This window comes from Rhodopseudomonas sp. NSM (assembly GCF_052445935.1).
GTDB lineage: Bacteria > Pseudomonadota > Alphaproteobacteria > Rhizobiales > Xanthobacteraceae > Rhodopseudomonas.
Genome location: NZ_JBQTCH010000001.1, coordinates 41,597 through 61,842, shown reverse-complemented (window position 1 = coordinate 61,842; position 20,246 = coordinate 41,597). Strand labels below are relative to the sequence as shown.

The window sequence follows — 20,246 nt, the reverse complement described above, 5'->3', positions numbered from 1 at the left end:
TCCGTCTCCCGCTGTTGCTTGGCCGAACGGCTAGCACGCGTGCGTGGCCGCGGCCAGTTCTGCCCGGTTCCAGCCATTCGCCTCGTGCATGACCCGTATTCGGATACGGAATTGTTCAATATAGCACTGCGTCTTTAGGTTGCGCATCGGGACGAGTCCGTCGACGACTCGCGTTGGAAATGGGGTGGGCGTTTGCAGGACGGACGGAGTGTCTGGCGCGCATGGTCGCGATCGGCAGTGTGCAGTTTGGTTTTCGGGCAACGGGCCGACCAACGCCGAAAAATCCTGCTGGCGTCGTTGCTGGCGTCGACGGCGTTGGTGGGCGTTGCAATTCCAGCCGCCGCCCAGCAAGTCTGGACCGGCGGGACGGACTCGGATTTCGGCACGGCATCGAACTGGAGCAGTCCAGCCACGGTGCCGGGCTCGTCCGCAACGGCGGTGTTCACGAACAACGGCGCGCCGGTCGCGGTGACGCTGTCCGGCAATTTCGGCGTCGGCGGATTCACGTTCGACGCGGCCGCGCCGACTTACACGCTCTCGCTGGCGGCGGCCGCCCGGCTGGCTGTGCAGGGCGTCGGCATCGTCAACAATTCCGGCGCTCCGCAGAATTTTGCCGTGGGCTCCGGGGCGGACATCGACTTTCGCGGCACCAGCACGGCCGGCAACGCGACGATCAACGTGGCTTCGGGCGGCGCACTGGTGTTCAGCGAGAACGCGTCCGGTGGCACGGCGCAGGTCGTGAACAATGGAACTCTCTACTTGCGGACCGACATCGGCACTGTCGAGATCGGCTCGCTCTCCGGCGGCGGGACGGTCGCCGCATTCCTCGGCACGACCGGCACCGTGCAAACCCTGAATGTCGGCAGTCTGAATACCTCCACAACGTTTTCCGGCTCGATGATCGACGGCGACGCGCCGCTGGTGCTCGGCAAGGTCGGCACCGGCACGCTGACGCTGACCGGGATCAACAGCTACACCGGCGGGACGATCATCTCCGCGGGCACGCTGCAGATCGGCAATGGCGGCACCAGCGGATCGATTGCCGGCAACGTCGCCAACAGTGCGACGTTGGCGTTCAATCGTTCGGATGCGACGAGTTTCGGCGGCGTGGTGTTCGGAACGGGCAATCTGGTCAAGCTGGGCACCGGCACGCTGACGCTGACGGGTAGCAACAGCTATCTCGGCGGCACGACGATCTCGGACGGTACGCTGCAGATCGGCAATGGCGGCACCACCGGTTCGATCGTGGGCGACGTCGTCAACAACGCCACGCTGGCGTTCAATCGCTCCGACGCGATCGGCTTCGGCGGCGTGATCTCCGGCACCGGCAGTCTGTCCAAGCTCGGCACCGGCACGCTGACGCTGACGGGCGCCAACACCTACACCGGCGGCACCACGATCTCCGCCGGCACGCTGCAGATCGGCGATGGCGGCACCGCCGGCTCGATCACCGGCGACGTCACCAACAACGCCACGCTGGTGTTCAATCGCTCCGACGCGATCGGCTTCGGCGGCGTGATTTCCGGCACCGGCAGCGTCACCAAGCTCGGCACCGACGCGCTGCTGCTGTTCGGCGACAACACCTACACCGGCGGCACGACCATCAGTGCCGGTTTCTTGCAGGTCGGCAGTGGCGGCACCACGGGATCGATCGTCGGCAACGTCGTCAACAACGGGACGCTGGAGTTCGCCCGCTCGGATGCCCATGCGTTCAGTGGCGCGATTTCCGGCACCGGCAATCTGATCAGCTTCGGCGGCAGCGTCGGCAGCGGCGTTTTCACGTTGACCGGGACCAATAGTTACACCGGGGGCACGACCGTCTCCACTGGCACATTGCAGATCGGCGACGGCGGCACGTCGGGTTCGATCGTGGGCGATGTCACCAACAACGCGACGCTCGCGTTCAATCGATCCGACGCCACGAGCTTCGGCGGCTCGATTTCCGGCGGCGGCCAGGTCGTCAAGCGCGGCGCCGGCAATCTGACGCTGTCGGGGCTCAGCACCTATACGGGCGCCACCACCGTCGAGGCCGGCACCTTGAGCGTCGACGGCTCGATCGACTCGTCGTCGCTGACGACGGTGAACGCCGGCGCGGCGCTGGGCGGCACCGGCATCGTCGGCACCACGCTGATCAACGGCGGCGCGCTGTCGCCGGGCAACTCGATCGGCACGCTGAGTGTGAGCGGCAACCTGACCTTCACGGCCGCCTCGAGCTACATGCTCGAAGTCTCTCCGACCACCGCCGACCGCGTCAACGTCACCGGCATCGCGACGCTCGGCGGCGCGACGGTGAACGCGTCGTTCGCCAGCGGCGGCTATGTCGAGCGGCAGTACACCATCGTCAACGCCACCGGCGGCGTGGTCGGCACTTTCGGTGCGCTGGTCAACACCAACCTGCCGTCGGGCTTCAAGTCCAGCCTCGGCTACGACGCCAACAACGCCTATCTCAATCTGGTGCTGGACTACACGCCGACGCCGCCGACCCCGGAGCCATCGCCGACGCCGCCCGTCATCAATAGCGGCCTCAACGGCAACCAGACCCAGGTCGCCAACGCGCTGAGCGGTTACTTCGCCCGCAACGGCAGCATCCCGATCGTGTTCGGCGCGCTCGGCCCGGCCGGGCTGAGCGCTGCGTCGGGCGAGACGCCGACCGGGGCCCAGCAGTCGACGTTCAACGCGATGACCATGTTCATGGGCGTCCTGACCGATCCGTTCAGCAACGGCCGCGGCCGCATGGATGCCGCGCCGGGCGCGATGTCCTACGCGGACGGTGGCGCGGGTGATCGCGGCGGCGCGCTGCGCGGCGCCCACGCGATGTTCACCAAGGCAGGCGTCAAGCCGGCGTTCGAACCGCGCTGGGTCAGCTGGGCGGCGGGCTTCGGCGGCTCGCAGACCACCGACGGCAACGCCGCGCTGGGCTCGGCCACCTCGACCAGCCGGCTCTACGGCATCGCGGCCGGCGCCGATTACTGGCTGTCGCCGCAGACCGTGGCCGGCTTCGCGATGGCCGGCGGGGCGACCAGTTTCGGCCTGTCCGGCGGCCTGGGATCGGGACGATCCGATCTGATCCAGGCCGGCGGCTTCGTCCGCCACAGCGTCGGCGCCGGCTATCTCACCGCCGCAGCCGCTTATGGCTGGCAGGACATCACCACCGAGCGGACACTCGGCATCGGCGGGATCAATCAGTACCGCGCCAGTTTCAGCGCCAATGCGTTCTCGGCGCGCGTCGAGGCCGGTCACCGCTGGGTCGCCCCGATCGTCGGCGGCGTCGGGCTCACGCCCTACGCGGCCGCGCAAGTCACTGCATTCGACCTTCCCGCTTACGCCGAGCAGGCGGCGAGCGGCAACGGCGTGTTCGCGCTCGACTATGCTGCGAAGACCGCAACCGCAACGCGCAGCGAGATCGGCCTGCGCAGCGACAAGTCGTTTGCGCTGGATGGCGCGCTGCTGACGCTGCGCGGGCGGGCCGCCTGGGCGCACGATTTCGACGTCGAACGCTCGATCGCGGCGACGTTCCAGGCGCTGCCCGGTGCGAGTTTCGTGGTGAACGGCGCGCGGCCGGCGCGGGACGCGGCGCTGACGACGGTGTCGGCGGAGGTGAACTGGCTGAACGGCTTCTCGGTCGCGGCCGCCTTCGAAGGCGAATTCTCCGACGTCACCCGCAGCTATGCGGGCAAAGGCGTGCTGCGCTACGCCTGGTGATCGCTCGAACCCCTGTCATTGCGGCGTCGGAGCCCGGCGTCGATCCGCACCTCCTCAGTGCATGGTCTTGCTGCTCTTGAGAAACGGGCGGCGGGCGGATTCGTGCTTTTCGTAGAGCTCGAGCCAGCGGCGATCCTCGGGACGGTGCCACTGCTCATTGCCGCCCGGTGGCGGCCCACTCTTGCTGATGATCTCGTCCAGCCGGAAGAACTCGGCGGTTTCTTCCGACGTGAGGCCGATCAGCACCCTCTTGCCGGAGGGATCGAGTTCGTAGTCGTCGTCCTTGATCATGCCGCCAGTTGACCATCGGCGCCGGCACGGTCAACGCAAATACGCGCTTAACCTAACTGATCAACCTTACCGGCCGCTCTCGCGTCGGGTTCAAGCAACGCCCGGCCGTAATACCCAATTCGTTAATACAATGTTTTACCTCTCGAACTACAGGATTACCGGGTATCGGCCGGCGCGGCGGCGTGCGGCGATGCCGGGCAGGGGGACCTTCAAATGTTGAGATCGATTTCGGCGCGGATGATCGTGGCGATTACGCTGGTGGCCATCGGATCGTGCGCGATGCTGGCAGGCTTCAGCTTCTGGCGGCAGCAAGCGACCATCGATGTTGCGCTGGAGCGAGAACTTCGCTCGGACTACGCCAATCTGTCCGGCGCGATCGAGGCGGAAACCCGCACGACGCTCGCGATCAGCGAAACCATCGCCGCGATGCAACCGGTCAAGGATGCGGTTCGTTCCGGCGATCGCGACGTCACTTTGAAGCTTCTGAAGGAAGCCCACGGCAAGCTCGCGCCGCGCGGCCTCGATCTGATCACCATCCAGGTGCTTCCGGCCACGACGTTCTTGCGGATCCACAAGCCGGACACCTTCGGCGACAACGTCGCCAATCGGCGCAAGATGGTGGTCGATGCGCTGACGAATGCGCGCGCCGAAGGCGGCATCGAGCCCGGTCGCGACAACCTCACCGTGTTCGGCACGGCGCCGATCGTCGACAGCAAGGGGCTGGTCGGCACGATGGATATCGGCGCGCCGTTCGGCAAGAATTTCGTCGAGCGCATGAAGTCGCGGTTCGGAGTGGACGTTGCGATTCTGCAACCTGCAGGCGAGAAGACCAATATCATCGCCTCTTCGATCCCCGGCCTGACCCCGGACGCCGATGCGGTTCGCCGCGCGATGTCCGGCGAGCTGGTGATCCGCAAGGAAGAACTCGGCGGCAAGGCCACCGGGGTGAGCTTCGGCCAGATCAAGAATTTCTCCGGCAACCCGGTCGCGGTGCTGCAGATCGTACGCGACGCCAGCGCCTATGCGGCGTTGACGGCGAGCGCGATGCAATGGCTCGGGCTGGCGACGCTCGGCGCCGCCCTGGCCGCGATGGCGATCGCATTCTGGCTCGGCCGCGGCATGGCGAAGCCGATTCAGGCGCTGGAAGGAGCGATGCGCGAGATCAGCCAGGGCCACCACGCGGTCGAAGTGCCCGGCTGTGCCCGGCGCGACGAAGTCGGTTCGATGGCCCGCACCGTCGAAGTCTTCAAGGAAAGCCTGCTCGAGACCGAGCGGCTGCGCGCGTCGCAGGATCAGCAGCGCGTCGCCCACGAGAACGAACGACGGCAGGCAATGCTCGAACTGGCGGCGCGGTTCGAGTCGAGCGTCGGCAGCGTGGTCGAGCTGGTCAGTTCGGCGGCCACCGAGCTGCGCGGCACCGCCGACTCGATGGCCGGCACGGCGAAGGAATCCGAACAGCGGATCGTGGCAGCCACCGCCGCCTCCTCGCAGGCGACATCGAACGCGCAAGCGGTCGCCGCTGCAGTCGAAGAACTCGACGCCTCGATCAACGAAATCGGCAAGCACGTCGATCAGTCGGCGCAGGTGGCCAGCGAGGCGGCCAATCAGGCCGGCCGTACCAACGAAGAAGTGAAGGGGCTTGCGGAAGCGGCGCAGAAGATCGGCGAAGTGGTGACGCTGATCAGCGACATCGCCGCGCAGACCAATCTGCTGGCGCTCAACGCCACCATCGAGGCGGCACGCGCCGGCGACGCCGGCCGCGGTTTCGCGGTGGTCGCCGCCGAGGTCAAGGCGCTCGCCGAACAGACCTCCAAGGCGACCGACGAGATCTCCTCACAGGTCGGATCGATTCAGACCGCGACGCAGAGTTCGGTGACGGCGATCGAGGGCATCACCACCATCATCGGCCGGGTCAACGAAATCGCCACCGCGATCGCCAGCGCTGTGCGCGAGCAGGGCGTCGCGACACGCGAGATCGCGCACAACGTCGCCGAGGCGGCGCGGTCCACCACCGAAGTTTCGAACAATATCGGCGGCGTCCATGACGCCGCGCGCGAGACCGGCGTGGCCGCCGGCCAGGTCGTCGACTCCGCGACGGAACTCTCGCGATCCGGCGAGACCCTGAAGACCCAGGTCGACACGTTTCTGCGCGAAGTTCGCGCCGCGTGATCGGCTGATCGCTGTCAGCAGCAAAGCGGGGGCTTCGGCCCCCGCTTTTGCATGGTTAAGCGAAGCTGAACCGATACCGTTCAATTCTCTTTAATCAGATTGATGGACTGTGCGCGGATGACGCGCGGAGTTCGTTTGTATCTCGTCGGCTCCTTGGTCCTTGTGTCGCTTGCCGGTTGCGGACGCGGGTTGTTTCAAACCGCCGAACGCGAACCGTGGCGAACCGAGGCCGAAGTCGCTTGTCTGAAATCCGGCGCCGTCAAGGAGAGCCCCGAACTGGTCCGGGTCGATCCGATCTCCGGCCCCGGGGTCTGCGGCGCCGAGTTCCCTCTGAAAGTGGCTGCACTCGGCGAAGCCGGTGCGATCGGCTTTGCCGACGATCTGCGTCCGCCGGCGGCGATCGGAGGTCGCGCGAGCCAGCCGCGCTGGCCGGGCGCGCAGCCGTCCTATGCCGCACCGGCGCGCAACTATCCGCCACAGCAAATGCAGCAGCCCGCCAATGGCAGATCCGCGTCCTCCGGTTATGGCGGTTCGAACCCAGGCTATGTGAATTCAAGCGCGGGCTATGGCGGCGACAACGGCCCGGTGTCGCTGACGCCGCCCGGCGTCGGACCGGCCGGCCGCGACATCGATCTGCCGGACGACGGCGCGCTACCGCCGGCCGATCGTCCTCCGGCGGAGCACGTCACCGGCTATTCGCGCGATCCGGGCTACGCACCGGCGCCGGCCGGCCGCATGCCGGACGATGCGCAGCGGCCGCTGCCGCGGCTCGGTCCGGCGCAGCAGGGCAACATCACAGGCTCGGTCGGGCCGGTCGCCCTCAAGCCGGTGGCGACGCTGGCCTGTCCGATCGTCTCAGCTCTGGACCGCTGGCTGGCGGAATCGGTGCAGCCGTCGGCGCTGCGCTGGTTCGGCGTGCCAGTCGTGGAGGTCAAGCAGATCTCGGCCTATTCGTGCCGCGGCATGAACGGCAATCCGAACGCCCACATCTCCGAACACGCCTTCGGCAACGCGCTCGACATCTCCGCCTTCGTGCTGGCCGACGGCCGGCGCATCACGGTGAAAGGCGGCTGGAAGGGGCTTCCGGAAGAACAGGCGTTCCTGCACGACGTGCAGAATTCGGCGTGCCAGGTGTTCAACACCGTGCTGGCGCCGGGCTCGAACATCTATCACTACGATCACATTCACGTCGATCTGATGCGCCGCAAGAGCCAGCGCAGCGTCTGCAAGCCTGCCGCGGTGCCGGGCGAAGTGATCGCGCAGCGGCTGCAGCAGCGCAATCCCTATGCCGCGAGCAACTGGAATGGCGTCACCGGCTCGATCGGAAAAGGCCCGCTGCGGTCGAAGGCAGTCTCCCGCGACGAAGCCGAAGACGATTAGTCGGCTGTTGCGTTCGGCGCGGCCCGATAGGCGGCGAGGAACATCCGGGTGGCGCTGTCCACCACTTCGGCGATCCGCGCCGGCGAGGGCGTCTCGGTCATCTGGAAGATGTACGGCAGAAACAGCGTCGCCTGGCACAGTTTGGTGAATTGCGCCGCGGCGAGCTGGCAGTTCTCGATCTGCAGTTCGCCGGCCTGCACCTGCAGTTCGAGATAGCGCGCGAACCGGCCGAGCGAATTGGCGATCACCCGCTCGTAATAGCGCTGGCCGATCTCCGGCATCCGTTCGGCGATCGCCATCACCGTCCGGATCGCCGACGCCCCGTGCGGATTGCACAGCGCCTGGATATAGGCGGTGCCGAACGCCTCGAGGGTGGTCTCGACGTCCCGCTCCGGGTTGAAGTCGAACGCCAGCATCCCCTGGGCGAGACTCTCCTGCTCGATGATCTCGCAGAACAGCGAATTCTTGTCGGCGAAATAGACGTACAGCGTCCCCTTGGAAACGCCCGCGGCGCGGGCGATCTCGCCCATGCTGGCGCCGTCGAAACCGTGCTCCAGAAACACCGCGCGCGCGCCCTTGACGATCTGACGGCGCTTGGCGCTGTCGTCGTCGGGATGCAGAGCCTGGGCGGCGGTGGCGTTTGCAACCATTGGTTCAGCGTGTCCGAAAATTCTGGCGGCCCCTGTCACAAACACGGGACCGCGCTGCTAAGCTCTATAACGAAATCTATCTTGACCGAACCGTTCGGTCAATTTATTTGAGAACAGCTGTCAGGACGGGTGGTCCGGGCAAGCGCTCACGATGATGAGCCAGTCAGGAGGAAGCCCGATGTCCGGACGCGACCAAGCTGCCCGCGTTCTCAGGTCCGAGCCGGTGCAAGAAACCGATGCGCGGGCCGCCGCGCCGGCGCAAGGCGCGCGGTTGCCGGACGATCCGTCGACGCTGAAACTCGCCGAGCCTGCCGGGCGCGAAGCCGAGTCCGAGCCGGTCGCGCCGGCGACCGCGCCCGCGGTCGCGGCGAAGAAGCCCGGCCGGAAGCGGCTGGTGCTGGTCGGTGTCGGTATCGCGGCGCTGGCCGCGGTGGCTTACTTCGGTATCGACTACATGCTGGTCGGCCGCTTCATGGTGTCGACCGACGACGCCTATGTCCGCACCAACAACACCACGCTCGGCGCCCGCGTCGCCGGCCACATCGCCGCAATCGTCCCGGGCGACAACACGCTGGTGAAAGCCGGCGAGGTGGTGTTCCGGATCGACGACGGCGACTACAAGATCGCGGTCGCCTCCGCCCGCGCCAGGATCGCCACCCAGCAGGCGACGATCGAACGGATCGGCCGGCAGGTCATTGCGCAGCAGAGTGCGGTCGAGCAGGCGCAGGCGCAGCGCGACTCCGCCGAAGCCTCGGCCAGGCGCGCCGCGCTCGATTTCGATCGCCAGCAGGCGTTGAGCACCAAGGGCTTCGCCTCGCGCGCCGTGTTCGAGACGTCGCAGGCCAGCCGCGACCAGGGCGCGGCCTCGGTCGCCGCCGCCAAGGCGGCCTATGACGCCGCGCGCGACAATGTCGAGGTCACCAGGGCGCAGCAGAACGAGGCGCGCGCCCAACTCGTCGAACTGCAGAGTTCGCTCGCCAAGGCAGAGCGCGATCTCGACTTCACCAATGTCCGCGCCCCGGTCGACGGCGTGTTCTCCAACCGAATGGTCAACACCGGCGACTACATCAATGCGGGCCAGCGGCTCGGCAACATCGTGCCGCTCGACGGCGTCTATATCGACGCCAATTTCAAGGAAACGCAATTGGCTCGCCTGAAGCCCGGGCAGACCGTCGACATCTCGGTCGACGCTTACTCCGGCCGCAAGATCGAGGGCACGGTCGATAGCCTGTCGCCCGCGGCGGGGCAGGTGTTCACGCTGCTGCCGCCCGATAACGCCACCGGCAATTTCACCAAGGTCGTGCAGCGCGTGCCGGTCCGCATCCGCGTGCCCGCCGACGTGGCACGCGAGAACCTGCTGCGCGCCGGCATGTCGGTCTATATCCGGGTCGATACGAGGACCGGGAAGTAAGCGAAACCAGTCCCCGTCATTGCGAGGAGCGAAGCGACGAAGCAATCCAGCTCAGCGCACCGAGCCCTGGATTGCTTCGCTTCGCTCGCAATGACGGATAGCCCATTTCAGGTTGGCCCCTAAGGAACTGCCGATGGCTGCATCGACCACCATGACGGGCGCGGCGGTGCCGCAGGCGCCGTCGGAACACGTTCCGGCCAGCCGGCTGATCGCGTTCCTGATCATGGTGTTCGGGATGTTCATGTCGATCCTGGACATCCAGATCGTCTCGGCATCGCTGTCCGAAATCCAGGCCGGCCTGTCGGCGTCATCGTCCGAGGTCTCCTGGGTGCAGACCTCGTATCTGATCGCCGAAGTGATCGCGATCCCGTTGTCCGGCTTCCTGTCGCGCGCGCTCGGCACGCGCAACCTGTTCGCGATCTCCGCGGCCGGCTTCACCTTCGCCAGCCTGATGTGCGGCCTGACCTCGTCGATCACCGAGATGATCGTGTGGCGCGCGATCCAGGGATTTCTCGGCGCCGGCATGATCCCGACCGTGTTCGCCTCGGCCTATACGGTGTTTCCGCGCAGCAAGTTCAATCTGGTCGGGCCGATCATCGGCCTGGTCGCCACGCTGGCGCCGACCATCGGCCCCACGGTCGGCGGCTACATCACCGACCTGATGTCGTGGCACTGGCTGTTCTTCATCAACGTCGTGCCGGGAATACTGATCACCATCGGCGTGCTGGCGCTGGTCGATTTCGACGAGCCGCATTACGAGTTGCTCGATCATTTCGACTGGTGGGGGCTGGGCTTCATGGCGGGCTTCCTCGGCTCGCTCGAATACGTGCTGGAAGAAGGCCATCGCAACGACTGGTTCAACGACGAGTCGATCCTGATCTTCGCGGTCGTCTGCGTGGTGTGCGCGATCGGGTTCTTCTGGCGGGTGCTGACCGCGCGTGAGCCGATCGTCGACATCCGCGCCTTCACCAACCGCAATTTCGCGTTCGGCTGCCTGTTCTCGTTCTGCGTCGGCATCGGCCTGTACGGCCTGACCTACATCTATCCGCGCTACCTCGCCGAAGTCCGCGGCTACAGCGCGCTGATGATCGGCGAGACCATGTTCGTCTCCGGGATCGCGATGTTTCTGTCCGCGCCGCTGGTCGGCCGGCTGATGACGCTGATCGACATGCGCATCCTGATCGCGATCGGCCTGCTGCTGTTCGCCACCGGCACCTGGCTGATGACCGGGATCACCCGCGACTACGACTTTTACGAGCTGCTGTGGCCGCAGATCTTCCGCGGCGTCGGCATGATGATGGCGATGGTGCCGGTCAACAACATCGCACTCGGCACGCTGCCGGCCGAGCGCGTCAAGAACGCCTCCGGCCTGTTCAACCTGACCCGCAATCTCGGCGGCGCGCTCGGGCTGGCGCTGATCAACACCATCCTCGACGGCCGCACCGATTTCCACATCTCGCGGCTGCACGACAAGGTGAATTGGGGCAATGCCCAGGCGGTCGACTTCCTCAACATGCTGACGCAGAAATTCCAGGGCATGGGCGACGCCTCGATGATGGCGCTGAAGCAGTTCAACCAGATCGTCCACCGCCAAGCCGTGACGATGAGCTTCGGCGACGCGTTCTTCCTGCTGACGATCTTCTACGTCGGCCTCAGCACGCTGGTCGTGCTGGTTGCCAAGCCGGCGAACCCGGCGGCAGCGGGGGATGGGCATTGAGGGAGGGCTATCGCAATAGTCCGCCGCTGTAGTGCAGCGCGTAGACCTTGCGATCGTTGCAAGAGATCGTCTCTTGCCCATGAAAGCGAGAGAGCGTTCCGACCGCGTTGTTGTCGTAGGCGAGTCCTCCGTCGCGGACGTGCCGCGGCCCGCGGAAAGGCAACGCCGGATCGACCGCAGCCAAGGACCGACGCAAGAACGCGTAGATCGCGCGCAACGTGGCGACATCGGTGATGTCGTCTTGCGCGCCGCCGCTGTAGGCCATCGACCAGACCACCTGATCGTCGACCGACACGGTTTCCTGCCCCACGAAGAAACCCATCCCGAAGTAGATGTCGCGATAGGCAAACGGCGACGCGCGATGTTCGAGTTGCTTCGAGCCGCGCAGCACCGGTGACGCGATCGTCGCGTCATCGTCGAGCCCGGCGTAGGTCTGCCGCTTGGCCTCGACGAGAAAGTCCGTCAATCGAACGATATCCATTGCTCGCCTCGCGATCGGATTGAGGGAGGATGAGACTGTAGCAACGGATTTGCTTTTTGACACGTCGTGCCCGCGCTTGTCGCGGGCATCCACGCCTTGCGGGCCGACAGTGGTCACAGACGTCGATGGCCGGGACGAAGCCCGCCATGACTCCGGTCCCCGTTCGGGATTGACGGCGGGCGCTGTGAATCGAATGGCGAAGGGCCCGGCGTTTCCGCCGAGCCCTTCATTCAACGAGTATCAGTCGGCCTGTAAGCCGGGTTCTGGAGGGCAGCGCCCGAAGACGCTACGTGACGGCCATTCCTCTGGGACGCTGTTTGCACAGCGCCTCGAGCAACCTACCCGGACGGCGGGTTTGACATCACCCTGCGGAGTTATCGCCCGAGAGCGAACTGTCCACTATGCCGTCCCTATTCGGTTTTGCTCCCGGTGGGGTTTACCATGCCGTCGCCGTTGCCGGAGACGCGGTGCGCTCTTACCGCACCTTTTCACCCTTACCCGCCGTCGCAGCTTGCGCTGCTATGGCGCGGCAGGCCCGAGGGCTTGTCGCGCCGAAGCCCCGAAGGGGCGTAGGCGGGCGGTTCGTTCTCTGTGGCACTTTCCCTGGGGTCGCCCCCGCCGGACGTTATCCGGCACCGTATGTCGATGGAGCCCGGACTTTCCTCCCCCGCAGCCTTTCGACCGTAGCGGGAGCGGCCGTCCGGCCGACTGACGCGACAGCCATGCGGGCTGCGGACGGCGGCGTCAAGGCGGAAGGTCGGGCGGGGCCCGCGGCGTTGTTGTCAGCCCAGCGCGGCGGTGGTGCGCACGTCGACCGGCAACTCGCCGAGCAGTGCGTGCAGGGTCGCCAGCGTCGAGCCGTCGGCGATGCCGTCGACCTTTTCGGGCCGGAAGTGGCGCTGGAAGGCGGTGACGACCTCGAAGGTGGCGTGATCGAATTTGCCGGTGACCGCGATGCCGTAGCCGTAGTCGGCCAGCGCCTGCTGCATCACCTGGACCTGTTCGCCCTCGGCGCCGTGCCGCAACACCGCGCCGGCCTCGATCCGCGCCGGCTCGATCCAGTGGCCGACGCCGGAGGCGGCCAGCGCCCGCCACGGAAACTTCTCGCCGGGGTCCTTCTTGCGCGCGGGGGCCACGTCGGAATGGCCGAGGATGCGGTGGGGCTGCACGTTGCGGCGGATGATGATGCCGCGGCACAGCGCGATCACCGCGGCGATCTGGCGGAGCGGATAGTCCGGATAGCCCCAATCATGGCCGCGATTGATGATCTCGATGCCGATCGAGCAGGAATTGACGTCCGCTTCGCCGGCCCATTTCGCCACGCCGGCGTGCCAGGCGCGCTTGCTTTCCGGCACGCATTGCAGGATCCGGCCGTCCTCGAGCACGACGTAGTGCGCCGACACTTCGGTGCCGGCCTTGCACAGCCGGGTCAGCGCGCCCTCGACATCGGGCATCCCGGTGTAATGCAGCACGATCATGTCGGGCTGGCGGCCCTTGTTGCGCTCACCGAAATTCGGCGACGGGATCACGTCCGAGACGACCGACGAATCAGGCGTAAAGGTCTGCATGGCCACGATGCCCTTGGGCAGTGGGACGACACGTCGACGTTTCGACTCCGAACCTGCAGACGCGAACGAACCTGACAACATCAGACGATCCAAACCCGGCAGGAGAACGGCGGAGGCGCGAATGCAGCCAGCCGGAGCGCCCGCCTACTATCCGGGTGATTACCATCGGTCGCAACGCGGCTGTTTCACGAATTTGCCATTTTCTGTGGACTGTGGACGAGCCGCACCACTCCTGCCGCACTGCAACCGGGTGCGATCGCCGGTGTCGGGTCAAGCTGTGTGGGCTTCATCAACGTTTTCTTAAGCCTAAGGGACGTTACTGAGGGATGAAGAGTCGAACCGCCGGGGACGGCCGGAACTCCCTCTGACAACCCATAAGCCGATGGAAATCCAACCGATTCCAGCCGGGACGCCGGGTTCGCCAGTGTGGGCCGGCGGCCGACCGGCTGGACCCGCCGTGGAACCGGGAGTTTCGAAGGACGATGCACCCGTTGCCGCCGATATCGCAGCCGAACCGCGCCGCAGCCGGTGTCCGCACGCCGCGCACCGGGCGGACGGCCGCGCCGGCGAGGCAGGGCGCATGAGCGAACTGCGACCGCACCATATCCCCGTGCTGGGCCCCGAAGCCGTCGAGTTGCTCGCGCCGCGCGACGGCGGGGTCTATGTCGACGGCACCTTCGGCGCCGGCGGCTACACCCGGCTGATGCTTGGCGCCGCCGATACGCTGGTGATCGCGATCGATCGCGACCGCAGCGCTATCGCCGGCGGCTTCGATCTGGTGCAGAGCGCAAACGGCCGGCTGACCCTGGTCGAGGATCGCTTCTCCAATCTCGCGGAGGTCTGCGAAGCGCAGGGCGCAGCAACCGTCGACGGCGTAGTGATGGATATCGGCGTGTCGTCGATGCAGGTCGATCAGGCCGAGCGCGGCTTTTCGTTCCGGCAGGATGGGCCGCTCGACATGCGGATGGGCACCGACGGGCCGACCGCGGCCGACGTCGTCGCGCATGCGTCGGAAGCCGACCTCGCCAACATCATCTACATCTTCGGCGAGGAGAAATTCTCGCGCCACATCGCCCGCGCCATCATCGCCGCGCGCAAGGAGGCGCCGATCGCCACGACCCGGGCGCTGGCCGAGATCGTCGGCAGCGTGGTGCGCAGCAAGCCGGGCCAGATCCACCCCGCGACGCGGACGTTCCAGGCGCTGCGGATCTTCGTCAACGAAGAGCTCGACGAATTGTATCAGGCGCTGGCGGCGGCGGAGCGGGTGCTGAAGCCGGGCGGCCGGCTCGCGGTGGTGACGTTCCATTCGCTGGAAGACCGCATCGTCAAGACCTTCCTGACCGAGCGCAGCCGCACCGGCGGCGGCTCGCGGCATCTGCCGGCACCGGACTTGCCGGCGCCGAGCTTCACCGTGCTGACCAAGCGCCCGATCATCGCCGACGATGCGGAGGTCGCCGCCAATCCGCGGGCGCGCTCGGCCAAGCTGCGCGGCGGCGAGCGCACCGATGCGCCGGCACACCGGCCCGACGATCTGCCGGGCTGGCCGACGCTCGCCAGTGTGATGAAGGCAGGCGTGATGAGGGCCGGCCGATGATGCGCCTCATCCATGTCGTGGTGATCGGAATGCTGGTGTTCGCCGCGGCCTATGTCTACCGGATCAAGATGGATTCGACCGTGCGCACCGAGAAGGTGCTGCAGCTCCATGCCGAAGTGCGCAAGGAGCGCGAGGCGATCGCGCAGCTTCGCGCCGAATGGGCGAAGCTCGACGCGCCGGGCCGGCTGCAGGGCATCGCCGAGCGGCACCTCAAACTGAAGCCGATCACGGCGCGCCAGTTCGACCAGTTGAAGAACCTGCCGGCGCGGCCGCCGAGCATCGTCAACCCGAACGATCCCGATCCGATCGCCTCGATGATCGAGAAGATCGACCCCGACATCGTCACCGGCGCGCTGCCGGCCAGGGAGGCCGCGCAGTGATCGAACCCTCGGTTCCGCTCGTCGGGCATCACGTCAACTGGCGCCAGCGGGTGATCCGCAGCCTGATCTACGGCCGCGACGTCGATCGCGACGCCAAGGCACGCGCCCGCGTCGGCCTGGCGATGCTGGCGTTCGCTGCGGTGTACGGCGTGATCGCCTTCAAGCTGACGTTCATCGCGGTGGTCGGCGACAGCCACGGCACGCGGCGCACGGCGTCGCAGGATGCGATCGCCACCGCGCGGCCCGACATGGTCGACCGCAACGGCACCATCCTGGCCACCGACGTCAAATCGCCGTCGCTGTTCGGCGAGCCGCGCCGCATCATCGATCAGGACGAGGCGGTCGAACTCCTGACCGCGACGTTGCCGGACCTCGAGACCCAGGAGGTCCGCGATCGGCTGGCCTCGAAGAAGGGCTTCGTCTGGCTGAAGCGCGAGATCACGCCGCGGCAGCAGGCCGACATCAAGAAGCTCGGCGTTCCGGGGATCGGCTTCCTGCGCGAAAACAAGCGGGTGTATCCGACCGGGACCGAGGTGTCGCATCTGATCGGCCTCGTCAACATCGACAACCAGGGCATCGCCGGCATCGAGAAATGGCTCGACAACAACGGACTGGCCGATCTGCATCGCGCCGGCTTCGCCTCCGACCGGCTGCAGAGGCCGGTCGAACTCGCGGTCGACATCCGCGTCCAGCACGCGCTGCGCGATGAACTGCTCAAGGCGAAGGACAAGTACAAGGCCAAGGCGGCGTCGGGTCTGGTTTCCAATGTCAACACCGGCGAGATCGTGGCGATGGTGTCGCTGCCGGATTTCGACCCCAACAATCCGCGCGAGGCCAACGACCCCGACCGCATCAACCGGCTCACCACCGGCGTCTACGAGATGGGCTCGACCTTCAAGACGCTGACGCTGGCGATGGCGCTGGACAGCGGCAAGGCGACGCTGAACACGATGTACGACGCGCGCGGGCCGCTGCGCTACGGCAAGTTCGCGATCCACGACACCCATCCGCTCGGGCGCGCGATCTCGCTGTCGGAAGTGTTCACCTTCTCGTCCAACGTCGGTGCGGCGCGGATCGCGCTGGCGCAGGGCGTCGAGGCGCACAAGGCGTTCCTGAAGAAGGTCGGCCAGCTCGACCGGCTGCGCACCGAACTGCCGGAAAGCGCGTCGCCGATCGTGCCGAAGCGCTGGGGCGAACTCAACACCATCACCATCTCGTTCGGCCATGGCGTCGCGGTGGCGCCGCTGCAGGCGGTGATGGGCATCAACGCCATGGTCAATGGCGGCTATCTGATCCCGCCGACCTTCCTCAAGCGCAGCGAGGAAGACGCGCTGAAAATGGCCAAGCGCGTGGTCAAGAAAGAGACCAGCGACAAGATCCGCTATCTGATGCGGCTGAACGCCGAGATCGGCACCGCCAGGACCGCCGACCAGATCGCCAAGGGCTACTACATCGGCGGCAAGACCGGCACTTCCGAGAAGGTGATCAACGGCCGCTACGCCAAGAAGCAGGTGCTGAACTCGTTCACGGCGGTGCTGCCGGCGGACAATCCGCAATTCCAGGTGCTGGTGATGCTCGACGAGCCCAAGCCGCTGCCGGAGACCCACGGCTTCATCACCTCGGGCTGGAACGCGGTGCCGACCGGTGGCAAGGTGATCGAGCGAATCGCGCCGCTGCTGGGGATCGAGCCGCGGTTCGATCTGCCGCCGCCCGACCGCCTCATTCTTGCGTCATCGAAGACGGCTCAGGCTGAATCGCGCTAGCCAAGTTGCGCCGGCTCGTGCGTGTGCTTAAAGGCCGGTTCACGTTGGAAGTTTTCCGAACGGCCGGGCTTCCGCTCGGCGTCCCGAGGAATCAATGACTCGCCACGTCATTGCGAGCGAAGCGAAGCAATCCAGAGCGCAGTGCAATGAACTGGATTGCTTCGTCGCTTCGCTCCTCGCAATGACGAACTTGGTGGGCGAATTGTTAGTCAGATCGGCCAGACCGCGACCATGAAGCTCATTGACCTCTTCAGCGACGCCGCCACGAACGTCGCGCCGGGTCTGGCGCCCGATGCCGCCGATCTCGACGCCGGCGGCCTCGCGGTCGACAGCCGCGCGGTGAAACCGGGCGATGTGTTCTTCGCGCTGGCCGGGGCCAAGACCGACGGCGCGCGCTTCATTGCCGCTGCGATCGAGGCCGGCGCCATTGCGGTGGCCGGCGATCATCCGCCCGCGGGTGAGCTTGCCGTGCCCTTCGTTCGCCTGACCAATCCGCGCCGCGCGCTGGCGCTCGCCGCCGCGCGGTTGTTTCCGCAGCAGCCGCAGACCATCGCCGCGGTCACCGGCACCAGCGGCAAGACTTCGGTGGCAGCGTTTACGCGGCAGATCTGGCAGCGGCTCGGCCATGCCTCCGCCAGCATCGGCACGATCGGACTCGTGACGCCGACGCGCAGCGTCTACGGCTCGCTGACGACGCCGGATCCGATCGCGCTGCATCGCTCGCTCGACGAGATCGCGCGCGAGGGCGTCACGCATCTGGCGCTCGAAGCCTCGTCGCACGGGCTCGATCAGTTCCGCCTCGACGGCGTCCGCGTCGCCGCCGGCGGCTTCACCAACCTGTCGCGCGACCATATGGATTACCATCCCGACGTCGCGCATTATCTTGCGGCAAAGCTGCGGCTGTTTCGCGACCTCGTTGCCGCAAGCGGCGCCGCGGTGATTTCGGCCGATCACGACTGCTCGGCGCAGGTGATCGAGGCGGCGCGGACGCGGGGCCTGCGGCTGATGACCGTCGGCCGCAACGGCGACGCCGGCGACGGCATCCGGCTGATCGAGGCCGCGATCGACGGCCTCGCGCAGACGCTCACGCTCGAACATGCCGGGCGCAACTACCAGGTCCGTCTGCCGCTGGTCGGCGAATTCCAGATCGAGAACGCGCTGGTCGCGGCCGGGCTCGCGATCGGCACCGGCGGCGATCCGGCTTCGGTGTTCGCCGCGCTCGATCATCTCGAAGGCGCGCCGGGCCGGCTGGAGCGGGTCGGCGCGCGCAATGGGGCGCCGGTGTTCGTCGACTACGCACACAAGCCCGACGCTCTGGCCAAGTCGCTGCAGGCGCTGCGGCCTTATGCGAAGCGCAAGCTCGTCGTGGTGTTCGGCGCCGGCGGCGATCGCGATGCCGGCAAGCGGCCCTTGATGGGCGCGATCGCGGCCGGGCAAGCCGACGCCGTCATCGTCACCGACGACAATCCGCGCAGCGAAGATCCCGCGGCGATCCGCGCAGCGATCCTCGCCGCCGCGCCGGGCGCCCGCGAGATCGGCGATCGCGCCGAGGCGATTCGCACGGCGATCGCGGCGCTCGAGCCCGGCGACGCGCTGCTGATCGCCGGCAAGGGCCATGAAACCGGGCAGATCGTGCAGGGCACGGTGCTGCCCTTCAGTGATCACGAAGCCGCCGCGGCGGCGCTGTCAGCGAGCGCGGCATGAGCAAACAACCGCTGTGGACGTCCGAGGCGATGGTCGAGGCGATGCACGCCGCGATCAACGGCACGCCGGCGCGCGACGTGTTCGGCATTTCGATCGACAGCCGCACGCTGGCGCCGGGCGACGCTTACTTCGCGATCAAGGGCGACGTCCATGACGGCCACGCCTTCGTCGAGGCGGCGCTGAAGGCCGGCGCGGCGCTGGCGGTGGTCGAGACGGCGCAGCGCGGCAAGTTCGCCGCCGACGCGCCGCTGCTGGTGGTCGACGACGTGCTCGACGGCTTGCGCGATCTCGGCCGCGCGGCGCGGGCGCGGCTCGACGCCAAGGTGATCGCGGTGACCGGCTCGGTCGGCAAGACCTCGACCAAGGAGGCGCTGCGCGGCGTGCTGGGCAGCCAGGGCGAGACCCACGCTTCGGTGGCCTCGTTCAACAATCACTGGGGCGTGCCGCTGACGCTGGCGCGCTGCCCGGCCGACGTGCGCTACGCGGTGTTCGAGATCGGCATGAATCACGCCGGCGAAATTGAACCGCTGGTCAAGATGGTGCGACCACATCTGGCGATCATCACCACGGTGGAGCCGGTGCATCTCGAATTCTTTGCCGGCATCGAGGCGATCGCCGACGCCAAGGCGGAAATCTTCGCAGGCCTGGAGCCCGGCGGCATTGCAGTGCTGAACCGCGACAATCCGATGTTCAAACGGCTCGCCGCGAGCGCCCGCAAAGCCGGAGTCGGACGCATCGTCTCGTTCGGCGTCCACGCCAAGGCCGATGCGCGGCTGCGCGACATCGCGCTGCATGCGGATTGCTCAGCGGTGGATGCGAGCATCCTCGGCCACGACGTCACCTACAAGCTCAACATCCCCGGCCGCCACATCGCGATCAACTCGCTCGCCGTGCTGGCCGCGGCGGAACTGGTCGGCGCCGACCTCGCGCTGGCCGCGCTGGCGCTGGCGCAGGTTCAGCCCGCCGCCGGCCGCGGCGTCCGCCGCGCGATCGAACTCGGGCAGGGCGAAGCGACGCTGATCGACGAGAGTTACAATGCCAATCCGGCTTCGATGGCGGCGGCGCTGGGCGTGCTCGGCAGCGCCGAGATCAGCGGGCAGGGGCGGCGCATCGCGGTGCTCGGCGACATGCTGGAACTCGGACCCGCCGGGCCGGAGCTGCATCGCGGCCTCGCCGAGGCGGTGCAGACCAACGCAATCGATCTGGTGTTCTGCTGCGGGCCGCTGATGCGCAATCTGTGGGACGCCCTTTCCTCGGGCAAACGGGGCGGCTATGCAGAGAGCGCGGCCGCACTCGAATCTCAGGTGGTGGCGGCGATCCGGACCGGCGACGTGCTGATGATCAAAGGCTCGCTCGGTTCGCGCATGAAAACGATTGTCACCGCGCTCGAGAAGCGCTTTCCCGGCAAGGCCGCGCTCGACGACGCTGCGGTGTGA

At 67.0% G+C, this 20,246-nt stretch carries 14 protein-coding genes and 1 other RNA gene; 10 read left to right on the top strand and 5 right to left on the bottom strand.

What is annotated here, in order from left to right; all coding sequences use genetic code 11:
• The first annotated feature begins 237 nt into the window (after positions 1 to 237).
• Positions 238 to 3,702, top strand: a complete 3,465-nt coding sequence (locus tag ACTZWT_RS00250) for an autotransporter outer membrane beta-barrel domain-containing protein (protein WP_444767723.1) — start codon at positions 238 to 240, stop codon at positions 3,700 to 3,702.
• Between the two features lie 54 nt (positions 3,703 to 3,756).
• Here the strand turns inward: ACTZWT_RS00250 and ACTZWT_RS00245 are convergent, their stop codons facing one another.
• Positions 3,757 to 3,993 carry a hypothetical protein gene (locus tag ACTZWT_RS00245; protein ID WP_444767722.1) on the bottom strand — a complete coding sequence of 79 codons (237 nt, stop codon included), beginning with the start codon at positions 3,991 to 3,993 and terminating at the stop codon, positions 3,757 to 3,759.
• Between the two features lie 213 nt (positions 3,994 to 4,206).
• Between ACTZWT_RS00245 and ACTZWT_RS00240 the strand changes: the two genes are divergently transcribed.
• Both ACTZWT_RS00240 and ACTZWT_RS00235 read left to right on the top strand, forming a co-directional pair.
• The gene (locus tag ACTZWT_RS00240; protein ID WP_444767721.1) at positions 4,207 to 6,162 is read left to right on the top strand and encodes a methyl-accepting chemotaxis protein; all 1,956 of its coding nucleotides are present in this window, start codon (positions 4,207 to 4,209) and stop codon (positions 6,160 to 6,162) included.
• Positions 6,163 to 6,279: 117 nt separating this feature from the next.
• Positions 6,280 to 7,542, top strand: coding sequence for an extensin family protein (locus ACTZWT_RS00235; protein WP_444767720.1), 1,263 nt, complete (start codon positions 6,280 to 6,282; stop codon positions 7,540 to 7,542).
• On the opposite strand, the gene ACTZWT_RS00230 is transcribed toward ACTZWT_RS00235, so the two are convergent.
• Positions 7,539 to 8,192: a TetR/AcrR family transcriptional regulator gene (locus ACTZWT_RS00230; protein ID WP_444767719.1), complete on the bottom strand. Its 654-nt coding sequence runs from the start codon at positions 8,190 to 8,192 to the stop codon at positions 7,539 to 7,541. The two genes, ACTZWT_RS00235 and ACTZWT_RS00230, sit on opposite strands and share 4 nt — an antisense overlap.
• Before the next feature lie 178 nt (positions 8,193 to 8,370).
• Here ACTZWT_RS00230 and ACTZWT_RS00225 point away from each other — a divergent pair, with 178 nt between their 5' ends.
• Both ACTZWT_RS00225 and ACTZWT_RS00220 read left to right on the top strand, forming a co-directional pair.
• Complete coding sequence (locus ACTZWT_RS00225; protein ID WP_444767718.1) at positions 8,371 to 9,603, top strand: HlyD family secretion protein; 1,233 nt, start codon at positions 8,371 to 8,373, stop codon at positions 9,601 to 9,603.
• 133 nt (positions 9,604 to 9,736) lie between these two features.
• A complete protein-coding gene (locus ACTZWT_RS00220) occupies positions 9,737 to 11,320 on the top strand; it encodes a DHA2 family efflux MFS transporter permease subunit (protein WP_444767717.1) in 1,584 nt (527 codons plus the stop codon).
• Between the two features lie 7 nt (positions 11,321 to 11,327).
• Here ACTZWT_RS00220 and ACTZWT_RS00215 read toward each other — a convergent pair whose 3' ends face one another.
• The 3 genes from ACTZWT_RS00215 to ACTZWT_RS00205 all read right to left on the bottom strand — a co-directional run bounded on the left by ACTZWT_RS00215 (position 11,328) and on the right by ACTZWT_RS00205 (position 13,450).
• A complete protein-coding gene (locus ACTZWT_RS00215) occupies positions 11,328 to 11,918 on the bottom strand; it encodes a DUF5680 domain-containing protein (RefSeq protein WP_444767716.1) in 591 nt (196 codons plus the stop codon).
• A gap of 119 nt (positions 11,919 to 12,037) precedes the next feature.
• Positions 12,038 to 12,513: RNase P RNA component class A (rnpB, locus tag ACTZWT_RS00210), an RNA gene on the bottom strand.
• Positions 12,514 to 12,583: 70 nt separating this feature from the next.
• A complete protein-coding gene (locus tag ACTZWT_RS00205; protein WP_444767715.1) occupies positions 12,584 to 13,450 on the bottom strand; it encodes an N-acetylmuramoyl-L-alanine amidase in 867 nt (288 codons plus the stop codon).
• A gap of 499 nt (positions 13,451 to 13,949) precedes the next feature.
• Here ACTZWT_RS00205 and rsmH point away from each other — a divergent pair, with 499 nt between their 5' ends.
• The 5 genes from rsmH to ACTZWT_RS00180 all read left to right on the top strand — a co-directional run bounded on the left by rsmH (position 13,950) and on the right by ACTZWT_RS00180 (position 20,246).
• Entirely contained in the window at positions 13,950 to 14,963 is a 1,014-nt protein-coding gene (gene rsmH / locus ACTZWT_RS00200; RefSeq protein ID WP_444767714.1) for a 16S rRNA (cytosine(1402)-N(4))-methyltransferase RsmH, read from the top strand.
• Positions 14,963 to 15,343 carry a cell division protein FtsL gene (ftsL, locus tag ACTZWT_RS00195; RefSeq protein ID WP_444768435.1) on the top strand — a complete coding sequence of 127 codons (381 nt, stop codon included), beginning with the start codon at positions 14,963 to 14,965 and terminating at the stop codon, positions 15,341 to 15,343. Before rsmH ends, ftsL begins: the two co-directional genes overlap by 1 nt.
• A complete protein-coding gene (locus tag ACTZWT_RS00190) occupies positions 15,340 to 17,106 on the top strand; it encodes a peptidoglycan D,D-transpeptidase FtsI family protein (protein ID WP_444767713.1) in 1,767 nt (588 codons plus the stop codon). Before ftsL ends, ACTZWT_RS00190 begins: the two co-directional genes overlap by 4 nt.
• 231 nt (positions 17,107 to 17,337) lie before the next feature.
• The gene (locus ACTZWT_RS00185) at positions 17,338 to 18,810 is read left to right on the top strand and encodes a UDP-N-acetylmuramoyl-L-alanyl-D-glutamate--2,6-diaminopimelate ligase (protein ID WP_444767712.1); all 1,473 of its coding nucleotides are present in this window, start codon (positions 17,338 to 17,340) and stop codon (positions 18,808 to 18,810) included.
• Positions 18,807 to 20,246 carry a UDP-N-acetylmuramoylalanyl-D-glutamyl-2,6-diaminopimelate--D-alanyl-D-alanine ligase gene (locus ACTZWT_RS00180; RefSeq protein WP_444767711.1) on the top strand — a complete coding sequence of 480 codons (1,440 nt, stop codon included), beginning with the start codon at positions 18,807 to 18,809 and terminating at the stop codon, positions 20,244 to 20,246. Before ACTZWT_RS00185 ends, ACTZWT_RS00180 begins: the two co-directional genes overlap by 4 nt.

What these genes read in the sequence shown, in the direction of transcription:
- ACTZWT_RS00240 (WP_444767721.1), top strand. Translation starts at nt 4,207, where the DNA reads ATGTTGAGATCGATTTCGGCGCGGATGATCGTGGCGATTACGCTGGTG.
- ACTZWT_RS00225 (WP_444767718.1), top strand. Translation starts at nt 8,371, where the DNA reads ATGTCCGGACGCGACCAAGCTGCCCGCGTTCTCAGGTCCGAGCCGGTG.
- ACTZWT_RS00230 (WP_444767719.1), bottom strand. Translation starts at nt 8,192, where the DNA reads ATGGTTGCAAACGCCACCGCCGCCCAGGCTCTGCATCCCGACGACGAC.
- ACTZWT_RS00180 (WP_444767711.1), top strand. Translation starts at nt 18,807, where the DNA reads ATGAGCAAACAACCGCTGTGGACGTCCGAGGCGATGGTCGAGGCGATG.
- ACTZWT_RS00220 (WP_444767717.1), top strand. Translation starts at nt 9,737, where the DNA reads ATGGCTGCATCGACCACCATGACGGGCGCGGCGGTGCCGCAGGCGCCG.
- ACTZWT_RS00205 (WP_444767715.1), bottom strand. Translation starts at nt 13,450, where the DNA reads ATGTTGTCAGGTTCGTTCGCGTCTGCAGGTTCGGAGTCGAAACGTCGA.
- ACTZWT_RS00185 (WP_444767712.1), top strand. Translation starts at nt 17,338, where the DNA reads ATGAAGCTCATTGACCTCTTCAGCGACGCCGCCACGAACGTCGCGCCG.
- ACTZWT_RS00235 (WP_444767720.1), top strand. Translation starts at nt 6,280, where the DNA reads ATGACGCGCGGAGTTCGTTTGTATCTCGTCGGCTCCTTGGTCCTTGTG.
- rsmH (WP_444767714.1), top strand. Translation starts at nt 13,950, where the DNA reads ATGAGCGAACTGCGACCGCACCATATCCCCGTGCTGGGCCCCGAAGCC.
- ACTZWT_RS00245 (WP_444767722.1), bottom strand. Translation starts at nt 3,993, where the DNA reads ATGATCAAGGACGACGACTACGAACTCGATCCCTCCGGCAAGAGGGTG.
- ftsL (WP_444768435.1), top strand. Translation starts at nt 14,963, where the DNA reads ATGCGCCTCATCCATGTCGTGGTGATCGGAATGCTGGTGTTCGCCGCG.